Genomic DNA, 13,992 nt, shown 5'->3' with positions numbered 1-13,992 from the left:
CCGATCGGTTCACCCCGACCTGTCCGGACGTCCGTGCCGGCCGCTCGACGGGACGCGCGGCGGCCGGGTGAACCTCGCGGGGCGCCGCGCCGTCGTGGGAGTAGGGGCCGTGCTCGCGACCCCGACCGCCCTCTCGAGGAGTCGACATGCGTCGCACCCTGACCACCACAGCCCCGGCACGGACCGTCCGCGCCGCCCCCACCGTCGTGCTCGTCGCCGGGCTGGTCGGCGTGCTGACCGGCGTGCTCGGCGGATGCTCCGGCGGGGGAGGCGGCCTCTACGGCGGAGGCGGGAGCAGCCGGTCCACGGACTCCGGCACGACGAGCGACGGCGCGACCGGCGACGGCGCGGGCTCCGGGCCGGCCCTGGGCACGGCCGACTCCTCGCTCGGCACCGTCGTCGTCGACGGCCAGGGCATGACGGTCTACTACTTCGACAAGGACACGCCGGGCTCGGGCGAGAGCGCGTGCGAGGGCGAGTGCGCCGCCGCGTGGCCCGCGGTCCACGCGGCGAGCGTCGACCCCGAGGTCGACGGCGTCACGGCCGAGGTCGGGACCATCACCGGGGTCGACGGCGAGCTGCAGATCACGCTCGACGGCCGTCCGCTCTACACGTACGCCGCCGACCAGGGCCCGGGCGACGTGTCGGGTCAGGGCGTCAACGGCGTCTGGTACGTCGTCGCGCCGGACGGCACCGAGATCATGGACGCCGCACCCGCGACGGGGTCGGGCTACTGACCGGGCTACGGACCGCGTGCGGCGACGGCTGCCGCGCCCGGCCCGCGTCCCGCCCGCGTCCGGTCACGCGTGGTCGAGCGGCGGCGAGCTCAGGCAGAACGGGTGGCCCTCGGGGTCCGCGTAGACGCGGAAGAGGTCGTCAGGGTGGCCCTCCTCCTCCGGCGTCCCCGTGAGCGGGCGCGCGCCGCACGCGAGCGCGTGCTCGTGCGCGGTCCCGAGGTCAGGCACGTCGAGGTCGACGTGCACCCGGGCGCCGCCGGGCCACGGCGGGACGTCGGCGTCGGACCGCTGGAACGCGAGGCGCGACGCGCCGCCCGGGACCTGGAGCGAGAGCCAGTCGTCGCCGGCCGGGTCCGCGACCTCGTGGCCGGGGGTGTACTCCCAGCCGGTGAGGCGACGGTAGAACTCCGCGAGCGCGCGGGGGTCGCGTGCGTCGACGGTGACGTTGCGGAGCCGCAGCGGGCGCGGGTCTCCCACGGCTCAGCCGAGCTGCTGCTCGCGCAGCCACGCGACGTCGGTGGGCACGTCCGCGTGCGTCTCGCACACGACCGACGTCCCGGCGGCGCGCACGACCCCGAGCAGGAGCTCCGGGTCGATCGTCCCGGCGGTGAGGCCCGCGTGGCGGTCGGCGCCGGAGCCCGCGGTGTCGCGGCTGTTGTTGAGGTGCACGAGGTCGACGCGGCCCGTGATCGCGCGGACCTGGTCGACCGCCGTCGTGAGGTCGATGCCGCCCGCCCACGCGTGGCACGTGTCGAGGCAGAACCCGACGTTCTCGGCGCCGTCGGCCTGCTGGACGGCCGCCCAGAGGCCTTCTATCCGGTCGAGGCGGCGGGCCATCGAGAAGTCGCCCCCGGCGGTGTTCTCGATGTACACGGTGACGTCCGTCTGGAGCGCGTCGATCGCCTTGCGCCAGTTGTCGAACCCCTTCTCCGGGTCCTCCTTCGCGGTGACGTGCCCGCCGTGGACCACGACGCCCGTCGCGCCGACCGCCGCCGCACCGTCGACGATCTGCTGGAGCAGCTTGCGGCTCGGGATGCGGATGCGGTTGTTGGGGCTCGCGACGTTGATGACGTACGGCGCGTGCACCACGAGCTCGAGGTCCGCCGCCGCGGCGGCGTCCTTCAGGGCCTCCGCGCCGCCCGGGAACGTGAACTCCGGTCCCTTCCAGGACTGGGGGTCACCGAGGAAGATCTGGGCGACGTCCGCGCCGATGCTCGCTGCCTGCGCGACGACGTCCGACTGGTCGAGGTGGGCTCCGATCCGCATGGGGACCAACCTACGCGTCGCCTCCCACGTCGTGCCGCTCCGACGCCCGGGGGCTCACCACCCGGTGGCGCTGCTGCGGCGGACGACGTCGCGGCGCAGGTCGAGCAGCGCGGCGCGGGCGCGGCGACGGCGGTCGGCGGGGTCCACGGTGAGCTCGTCGCCGGGGTTGGCCCGACGCCGCGTCGCGTCGCGGGAGTCGGGGTCCAGGGTGATGCCGTGGTCGCCGGGTCGGAGTCCGTCCGCCGTCGTGGGAGCGGTCGTCGTCGACGGGGCGGAGAAGAGCGGGCGGTTGTCCGGCACGGTGGCCTCCTCGGTCCGCGGTCGCGCAGGGCGGCCGCGAGGTCGGGACGGATGCTGGTGCGCCGGGCTCGTGGCCCGGCGCACCCCCATCGTGCGCCGGCGACGTTTCATCCGGCCGTCCGAGGCGTTTCGGCAGTGTTGCAGCCGTCCTGTTGCTCCGTGATGCGGCCCGCCCCGGCGTCGAGCACGACATGGGTGTCGTTATACGGCGGATAACGACACCCACGTCGTGCTCGACGGCGGGTGGGGTCGTGCTCGTCCGGGGGCTTCGGGGGGTCTCGTCCTGGAGGCGGGTGGTCAGGACGGGCCGCGAGCCCCGCACGTCGCTACGGTCTCGCCCTCGACGACGACCGAGGCCTCCCAGCTCCACGCCGTCGGGAGCGCGGCGACCGTCGCCGCCGGGACGTGGACCCGGTCGAGCCCGGAGCCGTCCGGCGTGGGTGCGACGACCTCCCACTCGCCGCTGCCGTCGGCGCGCTGCTCGACCCGGAACGGCGACTCGAACGTGCCGAGGTCGTCGCCCTGCCAGGTCTCGAGGCGCAGGACGAGCGCGGCGTCGAGAGGCTGGTCGGGCGTGGCGTCCAGGTCGAGGTCGACCGCGAACGACGCGTCGAGGCCGGACTCGTCGCCGGCTCCTTCCGGCGCGGGCGTCGTCCGCGTCACGCCCCATCGCGACTCCGTCCCCGGCGTCGACCAGGCGACGACCTGCACGTCCCCGACCGCCAGCGGGGAGGTGTCCTCCACGGCCGGCGTGCAGGTCGACGTCCACACGTCCCCCGCGGTGGACGTGGAGGGACCCAGGATGAACACCGCGCTCCCGACGGACAGGACCGTCGCCACGGCCGTGACGGTGCGCGACGGCGTCGGGCCCCCGAGCCCGGTGCCAGGGCCGAGGAACGGCACGGGCGGGCGGACCTGCCGCAGCACGACCGTGCTGCACAGCGAGTCGGCGAACGTCCGACGTTGCGCGTGCCACAGCGGGCGGAGGAAGCCGATGTACAGGATCGCGTCGAGGACGTGGGCCAGCTGTCGCAGGACGGTGCGGATCACGCCGGCGGGCCGTCCGGTGGCGTCGTGCACGACGACGATCCCCACCGTCCGCTTGCCGGGCGTCGCCCCGGTCCAGCCCTGGAGGGCGAAGAGCGCGGCCGCGGTGCCGAGAGCCCACCAGGTCCCGCCGGGGACCACGGTGCTCGCGGTCACGCCGAAGCTGATCCCGGGGAGCCAGGCCACCTCGTAGGCGGGCCCGACCGCGAGGAACAGCACCGTCGCGACGATCGCCGTGTCGAGCAGCGACGCGACGACGCGGCGGGACCAGCTCGCGTACTCCTCGCGCGTCGGCTCCGGGCCGAACCCGGGCAGCGCCGGATCGAGGTCTCCGGCTCCGACGTCGTGCGTCGGCCCCCTGCCGGTCGGAGCGTCGATGGCCACCGGCCGATCCTGTCAGAGACCCCGCCCCCCGGGAAGCGGCCCGCCCCTTGCCCGCCCCGGGCCCGCCGGCCCGCCCGGCTCTCCCGCCGAACACGACATCGGTGTCGTTATCGGGGCGATAACGACATCGATGTCGTGTTCGACGGGGAGCAGGGTCGTGCTCGACGGCGGGTGTCCGAGCGGGCCTACGCTGGCGCGCATGGACCTCGCGCGCTCGATCCCGCTGTTCGTGCTCGCCGCGCTGCTGGAGATCGGCGGGGCGTGGCTCGTGTGGCAGGGCCTGCGCGAGCACCGGGGCTGGCTGTGGATCGGGGCGGGCGTCGTCGCGCTCGGGCTCTACGGCGTCGTCGCGACGCTCCAGCCGGACGCGAACTTCGGCCGCATCCTCGCCGCGTACGGCGGGGTGTTCGTCGCCGGCTCGCTCGCGTGGGGCATGGTCGTGGACGGCTTCCGCCCGGACCGGTGGGACGTCGTCGGCGCGCTGCTCTGCCTCGCCGGCGTCGCGGTCATCATGTACGCGCCGCGCCCGGAGTAGCCACAGCCTGGCGGGCGCCGCTCCTTCGCGACCCACCCGACGCCGTCGACCACGACCCTGCTCCCGGTCGAGCACGACGTTGCTGTCGTTATCGGCCCGATAACGACAGCAACGTCGTGCTCGGCGCGGGGTGGGGTGGTCAGCGCAGGGGGTCGAAGGGGCGGATCTCGTCCGGGGTCTCGCCCGTCGTGATGAGGTGGGCGAGCGCGCGGCCGGTGGCCGGGCCGAGGACGATGCCCCACATGCCGTGGCCGCCCGCGACGTAGACGCCGGGGGTGCGTGTCGCGCCGACGAGCGGGAGACCGTCGGGCGTGACGGGGCGCGACCCGACCCACTCGTCGTGGCGGTCGTCGAGGTCGACGCCCTGGAACAGGTGCCGTACGGACGCGAGGATCGCCTCGATGCGGCGCGGCTGGAGCGGCTCGTCCGGGCCGCGGAACTCCATGGTCCCCGCGATGCGGAACCGCCCCTGGTACGGGGTGCACGCGACGCGGCGCGCGGGCAGGTAGATCGGCGTCTCGACGGGCTCGTCCGTCTTCACGGTGAACGAGTAGCCGCGCCCGGCCTGGACGCGCGTGCGCACGCCGAGCGGCGCGGCGAGCGTCGGGAGCCACGCACCCGTCGCGAGCACGACGGCGTCGCCGCGCAGCACGACCCCTTCCTCGCGCTCGGTGGGGGACCCGGCGCGGCGGGGCTCCGCGGCCTCCGGCCCGACGGCGTCGCTCCGCCCGGTCGTCGCGCCCGCCGCCCGGGCGGCTCCGGACCCGCGCGTCGCGCCGACGAGCGCGGGGTGCGCGGCGGCGTCGGGGTGCACCGCGCGTGCGTAGACGCACGCGCCGAGGCGGCCGGGCTCGACGTCGAGGACCTCGAGCCCGGTGAGGATCCGCCCGCCGCGGGCGCGCACGGAGTCGGCCAGGGCGTGGACGAACGGTCCGGGCTCGAGGAACCGCTGGCCCTCGAGGGCGTAGACGGTGGAGACGCTGTCGGTGAGCTGGTGCGCACGCTCCCCGGCCTCGACGCGCCGGACGGGCACGGTCTGGCCGGCGGCGGCGACGTGCTCGAGCTCGCGGAGGAACGGCCGCGCCTCGCGCACGTGCTCGAACGCGACGGTGAACGGCCCGGGCGTGGTCGCGGCCTCGACGCCGTGCCCGAAGCTCCCGCCCGCGGCGAGCTCGTCGAACGCGTCGAGCGCGACGCGGTCGATCGGGGTGAGGGCCGCCATCGCGTGGTCCCAGCGGCGCTGCGTCGCGTGCGCCATGAAACGCGCGAAGAACGACCACAGGCGCGGGTCGAACCGCAGCGGGACGTGCAGGGGCGCGGCGGGGTCGAGGAGGGCGCGCGGGCCGTACGTCCACAGGGACGGGTCGGCGAGCGGCATCGCCATGCCGGGGGTCAGCCACCCGGCGTTGCCCCACGACGACCCGGCGGCGACGCCCTCGCGGTCGACGACGGTGACCTCGACGCCCTGCTCCTGCAGGTGCCAGGCGGTGGCGAGGCCGACCATGCCGGCGCCGACGACGATCGCCGTGCGGGGCGCTCGGCCCGGCGCCGCGGGCCGGGCGTCACGGGTACGGGGACGGGGACGAGAGGTCGTGCTCACGCCGGGCTCCTTCGACCGACGCCCGCCTCGCGGGTGGCGAGGCGGGCGCGTGGCTGGCGTGCGGCGGGATGGTGCCGCACGACTCCAGGGTGGTGGATCCTTCGGCGTGCGGCAAGATGTGCCGAAGGATCGTCGTGACGATAGGAATCGACCGTCGCGACCTTCGTAGAACTGCCAGAGGAGGCTCCCCGTGCCGAAGGATCTTCGACCCGCCGTCCTGGACGACGTCGACCGCCGCATCCTCGACGTCCTCGCGACCGACGCACGCGCGACGAACGCGGCGATCGCGGCCCGCGTCGGCATCGCCGCGTCGACCTGTCACGCGCGCGTCCGCGCGCTCGTGGAGCGCGGCGTGATCCGCGGCTTCCGGGCCGACGTCGACCCGGCCGCGCTGGGCCGCGGGCTCGAGGCGCTCATCGCGATCCGGCTCCAGGCCGGGGCACGCAAGGGCCTCGAGGCGTTCCGCGACTACCTGCTCGCGCTGCCCGACGTCGAGGGCGTCTTCTTCGTCACCGGCGACCGCGACTTCCTCCTGCACGTCGCGGTCGCCGACTCCGACGCCCTGCGCGACCTGGTGTCCCGGACGCTCAGCGTGCGGCCCGAGGTCGCCGGGACGAGCACGACCGTGATCTTCGAGCACGCGCGTCCCTGACGTCCCGTCGCGCCCCGGCACCGGCTCAGCCGGCGGTCGCCTCCTCGCGCACGCGCGACCGCAGCACGTGCTTGGTGAGCTTGCCGGAGGGGTTGCGCGGGAGCTCGGTGACGAGCACGACGTCGCGCGGCACCTTGTAGCGCGCGAGCCGGTCGGCGAGGAACGCGCGCAGCGAGTCGAGGGACGGCTCGGTCCCGGGGGCGGGGACGACGAACGCGACGACGGTCTCGCCCCAGTCGGCGTGCGGGCGGCCGACGACGGCGACGTCCGCGACCTCCGGCGACCCGCGCAGCGCCTCCTCGACCTCCTGCGAGTACACGTTCTCGCCGCCGGTGATGATGACGTCCTTGAGCCGGTCGACGATGAAGAGGTACCCGTCCTCGTCGACGCGCACGACGTCGCCCGTCCGGTACCAGTCGCCGACGAACACGGCCTCGGTCGCCTCGGGGTCGTCGAGGTAGCCGACCATCCGGGTGTCCGACCGCAGCCAGATCTCCCCGGTCCCGCCGGGGCCGACGTCGTCCCCGTCGAGGTCCACGACCCGCACGTCGACGCCGGGCATCCCGGCGTGGCCGATCGAGCCCGCCTTGCGCTCCTGGTCGGCCGGGCCGAGCGCGGTGCCGACCGGCCCCATCTCGCTCATGCCGTAGACCTGGTGCAGCTCGCCCGGGTAGGCGGCCCGGATCGCCCGGACCGTGTCCGCGCCGACGGGCGCGCCGCCGGCGAGCCACAGCCGCGCGCTCGACAGGTCGAACGTCGACAGGTCGATGCCCTGCGCGGCGGCGATCTGGAGCGGCGCGACGTACGCGATGGGCGCGCCGAAGAACGCGGTCGTGCGCTCGGCCTCGACCGTCCGCAGCATCTCGATCGGGTGGTACTCGCGCAGCAGCACGGTCGTCCCGCCGAGGAACACCATCGACAGGAACCAGTTGTTGAGCGGTGACGCGTGCCAGATCGGCATCGCGAGGAGGAACCGGTCGTCCGCGCGCAGCCCGACGGCGGCCGTCGTGTACGCCGCGACCGAGCTCAGCCCGCGGTGGGTGTGCTCGCAGCCCTTGGGGGCCGCCGTCGTGCCGGACGTGTAGAGCACCTGCGCGATGGTGTCCTGGTCGGGCGGGACGCCGTCCCACGCCTCGGCGGCCGCGACCAGCGCGTCGAAGTCGTCGGGCCCCGGCGTCCCCTCGGCGCCTGCCGCCCCGTGCCCGACGGCGTCCGTCTCCGTCCACAGCCAGCGCACCGCGGGCGCGGCGGCGCTCACGACGGGAGCCAGGCTCGCGTCCGCGACGCCCAGGACGGCGCCGCTGTGGGCGACGAGCCGCGCGACCTCGGGCGCCTGGAGCTTGTGGTTGACGGGGACGAGCACGGCGCCCGCGCGCCACAGGCCGAACGCCGCGACGACGAAGCCGGGGGTGTTGAACGTCATGACGGTGACGCGGTCGCCCGGGCGGACCCCGGCGTCGCGGAACACGGCGGCCGCGCGACGCGCGGCGTCGTCCAGCTCGGCGTAGGTGAGCCGGCGCTCGCCCAGCACGAGCGCCTCCTTGGCGGGGACCTTGCGTGCCGTGCTCTCCAGCATGCTGCCCAGGTGCATGTCGTCCTCCTCGACGTCCTGCCCGGCGTCGTCGTCGACGCCGTCTCGGCGGCCCGGACGGGGCCGGTGCCGCGATGAATTGAATCATGGTTCAATTCTTGGTGGGAAGCCGCGACGACGCGGCGCACCCTCGACGACGACGGAGGAACCGTGCCCTACCGCGAGACGCCCGCCACGCGTGCCGCCCGCGAGCGCAAGCGCGAGGCGCTGCTCGCCGCGGCGCGCACGATCGTCGCCGAGCACGGGTTCGCCGGGGCGAGCGTGCAGGCGCTGGCCACGCGCGCGGGGGTGAGCACCGGCGGCGTCTACTCGTACTTCCCGACCAAGGCCGACCTGCTCGTGGCCGTGTTCCGGCAGGCGGCGGACGTCGAGCTGGACGCCGTGCGCTCCGCCGCCGCGGCCCGCCCCGACGACCTCCCGGGCGGGCGGACCGTCGCGCGCCTCGCCCGCGCCGTGGAGACGTTCGCGCGGCGCGCCCTGCGCGGTCCGACGCTCGCGTGGGCGCTGCTGCTCGAGCCCGTCCACCCGGCCGTCGACGCCGCACGCCTGGAGTACCGGCGCGCGTACGCCGAGACGTTCGCGGACGTCGTGCGCGCCGGCGTCGACGCCGGGGAGATCCCCGACCAGGACGTCGCGGTCGTCGCGACCGCCCTCGTCGGCGCGATCGGCGAGTCGCTCACCGGTCCGCTCTCCCCGCTCGCGGGTGGCGGCCCGACCGCCTCCGACCGCACGGTCCCGCTCGCGGGTGGCGGCCCGACCGCCTCCGACGGCACGGTCCCGCCCGCGGTGCGGGACGCCGTCGTCGCGACGATCCTGCGCTTCTGCCTGGGCGCCGTCGGCGCCCGGGCGGCGGCCGCCGCCCCTGCATCGGCCCCCGCCTGACGTCTGCCCGACCAGCCCCGAACCCTCCGGGCGCCGCCCGGCGGCGTCCCGACCCCGAGCCACCCGCAGAGCCGCAGGAGGACACACCATGACCCCGACCGACACCACCCCCGCCACGCGTCCCGCCGTCGACCCGGCCGACGGCGCGCACCCCGCGCCGCACGTCACGCACCGTGTGACCAACCAGCCGCCGGAGCGCGAGGGGGTCAACGAGTACCTCGACCACCCCGTGCTGCGCGAGGCGGTGCACGCGTACGGCGGGGCGTGGGGCGAGGGCCAGCTCGTCGCGGTCGGCGCGCTCGTCGGGACGGGCGACTTCCAGCGCGCGGCCGAGCTCGCGAACGTCCACGAGCCCGTGCTGCGCACGCACGACCGCCGCGGGAACCGCGTCGACGAGGTCGAGTACCACCCCGCGTACCACGAGGTGATCGGGGCGGCCGTCGCGCACGGCGCGCACACGAGCGCGTGGGCGGAGCCCGGGCCGGGGGCGAACGTCGTGCGGGGCGCGGTGTTCTCGCTGTTCGCGCAGGTCGAGCCGGGCCACGCGTGCCCGGTCTCCATGACGCACGCGGCGGTGCCGTCGCTGCGGCACGCGCCGTCGCTCGCCGCGGTGTGGGAGCCGCGGCTGCTCGCGCGCGGGTACGACGGCGCCCTCGCGGCCCCGGGCAGCAAGCCCGGCGCGCTCGTCGGCATGGCGATGACGGAGAAGCAGGGCGGCTCGGACGTGCGCGCGAACGCGACGACGGCCGTGCCCGCCGAGGCGGACGGCGCCTACCTGCTGACCGGGCACAAGTGGTTCTGCTCGGCGCCGATGTCGGACGCGTTCCTCGTGCTCGCCCAGGTCCCGGGCGGGCCGGGCGGGGTCGCGCGCGGCGGCGACGACGCCCCGTCGTGCTTCCTCGTGCCGCGCGTGCTGGAGGACGGGACGCGCAACGTGTTCCGCATCCAGCGCCTCAAGGAGAAGCTGGGCAACCGGTCGAACGCGTCGTCGGAGATCGAGCTCGACGGCACGGTCGGGTTCCTCGTCGGCGAACCCGGGCGCGGGGTGCGCACGATCATCGAGATGGTGTCGCGCACGCGCCTCGACTGCGTCCACGGCTCGGCTGCGGGCATGCGCCAGGCGGTCACCGAGGCGCTGTGGCACGCACGGCACCGCAGCGCGTTCGGCGCGGCGCTCGTCGACCAGCCCGCCATGACCGCGGTGCTCGCGGACCTCGCGCTCGAGTCCGAGGCCGCGACGCTCACGTCGGTGCGCCTCGCCGCCGCGCACGACGGCGAGACCGAGCACGACCGCGCGTTCCGCCGCCTCGCGACGGCCGTGAGCAAGTACTGGGTGTGCAAGCGCGGGCCGCACCACGCGTACGAGGCGATGGAGTGCCTGGGGGGCAACGGCTACACCGAGGCGTTCCCGCTCGCGCGCCGCTACCGCGAGCAGCCGGTCATGGCGATCTGGGAGGGGTCGGGCAACGTCATCGCGCTCGACGTGCTGCGCGCCATGGGTCGCGAGCCGGAGTCGGTCGCGGCGTTCCAGGCCGAGCTGGGCACGACGGCGGGGGCGCACCCTCTCCTCGACGCGCACGTCGCGAGTACGCGCCGGCTGCTCGCGGAGGTCGCGGGGGCCGACGCCGGGGCGCAGCAGGCGCAGGCCCGTCGCGTGGTGGAGTCGCTCGCGCTCGCGCTCCAGGCGTCGCTCGTGGTGCGGCACGCGCCGTCGGGCACGGCCGACGCGTTCGTCGCGGCGCGCCTCGGGGAGGACCGCGGCCACGGCTACGGCGTCCTGCCCGGCGGCACCGACGCGCACGCGATCCTCGCCCGGCACGCGGGCGCGTGAGCCGGGGTCGGCGTCAGCCCTGGAGGTAGTGCAGGACGGCGAGGACACGGCGGCTGTACCCGCCGGCGGCGTCGAGGTCGAGCTTGGTGAAGATCGCGTTGCCGTGCTTCTCCACCGCCGAGAGCGACAGGTGCAGCGCAGCCGCGATCCCGGCGTTCGTCCGGCCCTCGGCCATGAGGCGCAGGACGTCGTGCTCGCGCTCCGTCAGCCGCGAGAGCGGGTCGGCGCGGGGGGTGTCCGCGAAGAGCTGGCGGACGACCTCCGGGTCCACGACGAAGTCGCCGGACTCGACCCGACGCAGCGCGTCCAGGAGCTCCGAGACCCGCATCACGCGGTCCTTGAGCAGGTAGCCGACCCCCGCGCCGTCGCTCGTGACGAGGTCCCGCGTCGGCTCGGCCTCGACGTACTGCGAGAGGACGAGCACGCCGACCCCGGGGAAGCGGCGGCGCACCTCGATCGCGGCCCGGATGCCCTCGTCCGTGTGCGTCGGCGGCATGCGCACGTCGAGCAGCACGACGTCCGGCGCGGGACGACGCCCGAGCAGGGCGAGGAGCTCGTCGGCGTCGCCGACGGCGGCGTCGACCGTGACGCCCTCGTCCACGAGCAGGGCCCGGAGACCCTCGCGCAGGAGGGCGGAGTCCTCGGCGATCATCACGCGCACGGCAGCACCGCCGTCACCGTGGTCGGCCCGCCGGCAGGGCTGGCGACGTCGAGCGAGCCGCCGAGCGCCGCCGCCCGGGCCGCGAGGCCCGCGAGCCCGCGACCGCCGCGGGGCGACGCGCCACCCCGGCCGTCGTCCGTGACCGTGGCCCGCACGACGCCGTCGGCCGAGGTCACCGTCACCGTCGTGCGGGTCGCGCCGGCGTGCTTGGCGACGTTCGCCAGGGCCTCGGCGACCACGTAGTAGACGCACGCCTCCACGGCGGGCCCCGCTCGCCCCTCGAGGCGGTAGTCGAGCTCCGCGGACGGGGTCGCCCGCGCCGCCAGGCGTGCGAGGACCGGGCGCAGTCCCCGGGTGTCCAGCGCCGCGGGGTGCACGCGCCAGGCGACGTCGCGGACGCCCGCGAGCACCCGGGACGCCTCGTCGGCGGCGTCGGCGAGGAGCCGGTCGCGGACCACGGGGTCGGTGGCCCGTCGGCCGCGGTCAAGCAGCATCCCGAGCGCCACGACCTGCTGCTGGACGCCGTCGTGCAGGTCGCGCTCGACCCGACGCCGTTCCGCCTCGACGGCTGCGACGATGTCCGAGCGCGAGGCGGCGAGCGCCTCGACCTGGGCGAGGAGCTGCGTCCGGTCCTCCTCGCCCAGCAACCGGCTCGCCGCCGCCCGCTCGAGCGCCGCGGAGCCGACCAGGCCCATGAAGGCGAGGTAGAGCAGGATCCCGCCCGGGAGGACGGCCGAGAGGACGGTGAGCCCGGTCGTCGGGTCGCTGTCGTCGTCCGCCAGCGCCGGTACCCGCAGGTCCAACGCCCACGACGCCGTCATGAGCACCGCCGCGAACGCCCCGTAGGCGAGCAGGAGGAGGACCCCCGCGCTGAGCAGGCCCACGGCGAGGCGGGCGGCGAGGTAGCGCAGGGGTCGACCGGTGCCGTCCGGAGCGTCGGCGTGCCAGGCGAACCACCGCTCCAGGCGCCGCGCGTGCACGCGCACGGCGGCCCGGACCCGCCCGTCCCGCCAGGCCGCCGTCCGGGCGGACGCGCGGGCGAACGGGGCGGCCACCGCGGCGGCGAGCAGCGTCGCCGCGTCCATCGGGACGAGGCAGACCCCCACCACGACGCCGCACGAGGCACGGACGACGGACGGCGCTCGGCTGGGCACGCGACTCACCCTAGCGACGCGACCTGCGACGCGGACTGCGGAAAACCGCACCCCGAGCCGCGGGGAACCGTCGCAGTCCCTGCGCGACACCGCGTTCCGGCGCGGCTCGTGCCTTCCTAGCGTCGTCGGCATGAGCCTCTCCTCGACGTCTGCCCTCGCAGCCACCGCCTCCGACCCCGGACCGATCACCCGCCTCACGGACTGGGCCGTGAGCCTGATGGAGTCCCTCGGCGCACCGGGAGCCGGTGTGGCGGTGGCCCTGGAGAACCTCTTCCCGCCGATCCCGAGCGAGGTGATCCTGCCGCTCGCCGGGTTCACGGCCGCCCAGGGGCGTCTCGGTCTGCTCGAGGCGATCCTGTGGACGACGGCCGGCTCCGTCGTCGGAGCGCTCCTCCTCTACGGGCTCGGCGCCGCGCTCGGCGCCGAGCGGCTCCGCGCCGTCGCGGCACGCCTGCCGCTCGTCCGGGTCGAGGACGTCGACACCGCCGAGGCGTGGTTCGCCCGGTACGGGACGACAGCGGTCCTCGTCGGGCGCGTCGTCCCGATCGTGCGCAGCCTGATCTCGATCCCGGCCGGCGTCGAGCGCATGCCGCTGGGCAGGTTCCTCGTCCTGACCGCGGTCGGCAGCGGCGTCTGGAACACCACGCTCGTCCTGCTCGGCTACGGTCTCGGAGAGCGGTGGCCCGAGATCGAGGCCGCGATCGGGACGTACCAGAAGGGGGTCCTCGCCGTCGTCGCCGTGCTGGCGGTGGCGTACGTCGTCCACCTGCTGGTCCGCCGTGCGCGTGCCGACGCGGTGCCGCGGCCCGGTGGACCCGCGCCGCAGCGGCACGCGCGTCGGTGAGCACCCGCGTCGACGAGGAGGAGCGCATGGGTTCGTGGGGACGGGGCGTCGGCGTCGTGGAGCTGCCGGACGGGCGCCGGGTGCGGGGCCGCGGGCTCCGGTCCGGGCCGCCCGGGCCGGGCGACGTACCGGAGCTCGGTGTCTACCTCACCGGGACGCCGCCGCCGGCCGCGGCGTGGGAGTCGCGCTGGGTCCGGTGGCCGGACTTCGCGCTGCCGCGGTCCACGCCGGACGCCGTCGAGACGCTCCGCGAGGCCTACGAGCGGGCGGCGGACGCGCGCGTGGAGGTCGCGTGCGGGGGCGGGACCGGCCGGACCGGCACGGCGCTCGCGCTCCTCGCCGTCTGGGGCGGCGTCCGTCCCGACGACGCCGTGGCCTGGGTCCGCGCGCGCTACCGGCCCCGCGCCGTCGAGACGCCGTGGCAGCGACGCTGGGTCCGCCGCGCCGGGGCCCGGGCGGTCCCGTAGACCCAGGGCCGGACCGCTGACACCGCCGGGCGACCCGCGTC

At 76.1% G+C, this 13,992-nt stretch carries 15 protein-coding genes; 7 read left to right on the top strand and 8 right to left on the bottom strand.

From position 1 onward, the window contains the following. Positions 1-146: 146 nt before the first annotated feature. A complete protein-coding gene (locus ACFC2L_RS16790) occupies positions 147-737 on the top strand; it encodes a hypothetical protein (protein ID WP_375825466.1) in 591 nt (196 codons plus the stop codon). Between the two features lie 63 nt (positions 738-800). Here ACFC2L_RS16790 and ACFC2L_RS16785 read toward each other — a convergent pair whose 3' ends face one another. The 4 genes from ACFC2L_RS16785 to ACFC2L_RS16770 all read right to left on the bottom strand — a co-directional run bounded on the left by ACFC2L_RS16785 (position 801) and on the right by ACFC2L_RS16770 (position 3,734). Next, on the bottom strand, positions 801-1,214 hold the full coding sequence (locus ACFC2L_RS16785) for a VOC family protein (protein ID WP_375825465.1): 414 nt from the start codon (positions 1,212-1,214) through the stop codon (positions 801-803). Positions 1,215-1,217: 3 nt separating this feature from the next. After that, the gene (locus tag ACFC2L_RS16780; protein ID WP_375825464.1) at positions 1,218-2,003 is read right to left on the bottom strand and encodes a deoxyribonuclease IV; all 786 of its coding nucleotides are present in this window, start codon (positions 2,001-2,003) and stop codon (positions 1,218-1,220) included. A 54-nt stretch (positions 2,004-2,057) separates the two neighbouring features. Next, positions 2,058-2,303, bottom strand: coding sequence for a hypothetical protein (locus ACFC2L_RS16775; protein ID WP_375825463.1), 246 nt, complete (start codon positions 2,301-2,303; stop codon positions 2,058-2,060). Between the two features lie 297 nt (positions 2,304-2,600). Beyond that, positions 2,601-3,734: an RDD family protein gene (locus ACFC2L_RS16770; protein WP_375825462.1), complete on the bottom strand. Its 1,134-nt coding sequence runs from the start codon at positions 3,732-3,734 to the stop codon at positions 2,601-2,603. Positions 3,735-3,933: 199 nt separating this feature from the next. Between ACFC2L_RS16770 and ACFC2L_RS16765 the strand changes: the two genes are divergently transcribed. Further along, positions 3,934-4,269, top strand: a complete 336-nt coding sequence (locus ACFC2L_RS16765; protein WP_087470594.1) for a YnfA family protein — start codon at positions 3,934-3,936, stop codon at positions 4,267-4,269. 139 nt (positions 4,270-4,408) lie between these two features. On the opposite strand, the gene ACFC2L_RS16760 is transcribed toward ACFC2L_RS16765, so the two are convergent. Continuing rightward, positions 4,409-5,869: an NAD(P)/FAD-dependent oxidoreductase gene (locus ACFC2L_RS16760; RefSeq protein WP_375825461.1), complete on the bottom strand. Its 1,461-nt coding sequence runs from the start codon at positions 5,867-5,869 to the stop codon at positions 4,409-4,411. 190 nt (positions 5,870-6,059) lie between these two features. Between ACFC2L_RS16760 and ACFC2L_RS16755 the strand changes: the two genes are divergently transcribed. Further along, positions 6,060-6,521: an Lrp/AsnC family transcriptional regulator gene (locus ACFC2L_RS16755; RefSeq protein WP_375825460.1), complete on the top strand. Its 462-nt coding sequence runs from the start codon at positions 6,060-6,062 to the stop codon at positions 6,519-6,521. A gap of 25 nt (positions 6,522-6,546) precedes the next feature. Here the strand turns inward: ACFC2L_RS16755 and ACFC2L_RS16750 are convergent, their stop codons facing one another. Continuing rightward, on the bottom strand, positions 6,547-8,112 hold the full coding sequence (locus ACFC2L_RS16750; protein WP_375825459.1) for a class I adenylate-forming enzyme family protein: 1,566 nt from the start codon (positions 8,110-8,112) through the stop codon (positions 6,547-6,549). Positions 8,113-8,262: 150 nt separating this feature from the next. On the opposite strand from ACFC2L_RS16750, the gene ACFC2L_RS16745 reads away from it, so the two are divergent. Further along, positions 8,263-8,994: a TetR/AcrR family transcriptional regulator gene (locus ACFC2L_RS16745; RefSeq protein WP_375825458.1), complete on the top strand. Its 732-nt coding sequence runs from the start codon at positions 8,263-8,265 to the stop codon at positions 8,992-8,994. An 88-nt stretch (positions 8,995-9,082) separates the two neighbouring features. Next, positions 9,083-10,825: an acyl-CoA dehydrogenase family protein gene (locus tag ACFC2L_RS16740; RefSeq protein WP_375825457.1), complete on the top strand. Its 1,743-nt coding sequence runs from the start codon at positions 9,083-9,085 to the stop codon at positions 10,823-10,825. 13 nt (positions 10,826-10,838) lie between these two features. Here the strand turns inward: ACFC2L_RS16740 and ACFC2L_RS16735 are convergent, their stop codons facing one another. Then, on the bottom strand, positions 10,839-11,477 hold the full coding sequence (locus tag ACFC2L_RS16735) for a response regulator (RefSeq protein WP_375825525.1): 639 nt from the start codon (positions 11,475-11,477) through the stop codon (positions 10,839-10,841). After that, positions 11,477-12,640 carry a sensor histidine kinase gene (locus ACFC2L_RS16730; protein ID WP_375825456.1) on the bottom strand — a complete coding sequence of 388 codons (1,164 nt, stop codon included), beginning with the start codon at positions 12,638-12,640 and terminating at the stop codon, positions 11,477-11,479. Before ACFC2L_RS16730 ends, ACFC2L_RS16735 begins: the two co-directional genes overlap by 1 nt. Positions 12,641-12,770: 130 nt before the next feature. Between ACFC2L_RS16730 and ACFC2L_RS16725 the strand changes: the two genes are divergently transcribed. Beyond that, positions 12,771-13,484 carry a DedA family protein gene (locus ACFC2L_RS16725; RefSeq protein ID WP_375825455.1) on the top strand — a complete coding sequence of 238 codons (714 nt, stop codon included), beginning with the start codon at positions 12,771-12,773 and terminating at the stop codon, positions 13,482-13,484. Then, positions 13,481-13,951 (top strand): protein-tyrosine phosphatase family protein, encoded by a 471-nt coding sequence (locus ACFC2L_RS16720; protein WP_375825454.1) that lies wholly within the window; start codon positions 13,481-13,483, stop codon positions 13,949-13,951. Before ACFC2L_RS16725 ends, ACFC2L_RS16720 begins: the two co-directional genes overlap by 4 nt. Positions 13,952-13,992: the final 41 nt, after the last annotated feature.

Origin of the sequence: Cellulosimicrobium sp. NPDC055967 (genome assembly GCF_042269845.1) — a bacterium.
Lineage (GTDB): Bacteria > Actinomycetota > Actinomycetes > Actinomycetales > Cellulomonadaceae > Cellulosimicrobium.
Note: the sequence above shows the minus strand (reverse complement) of the source record. Positions and strands in the feature narration are given on the sequence as shown.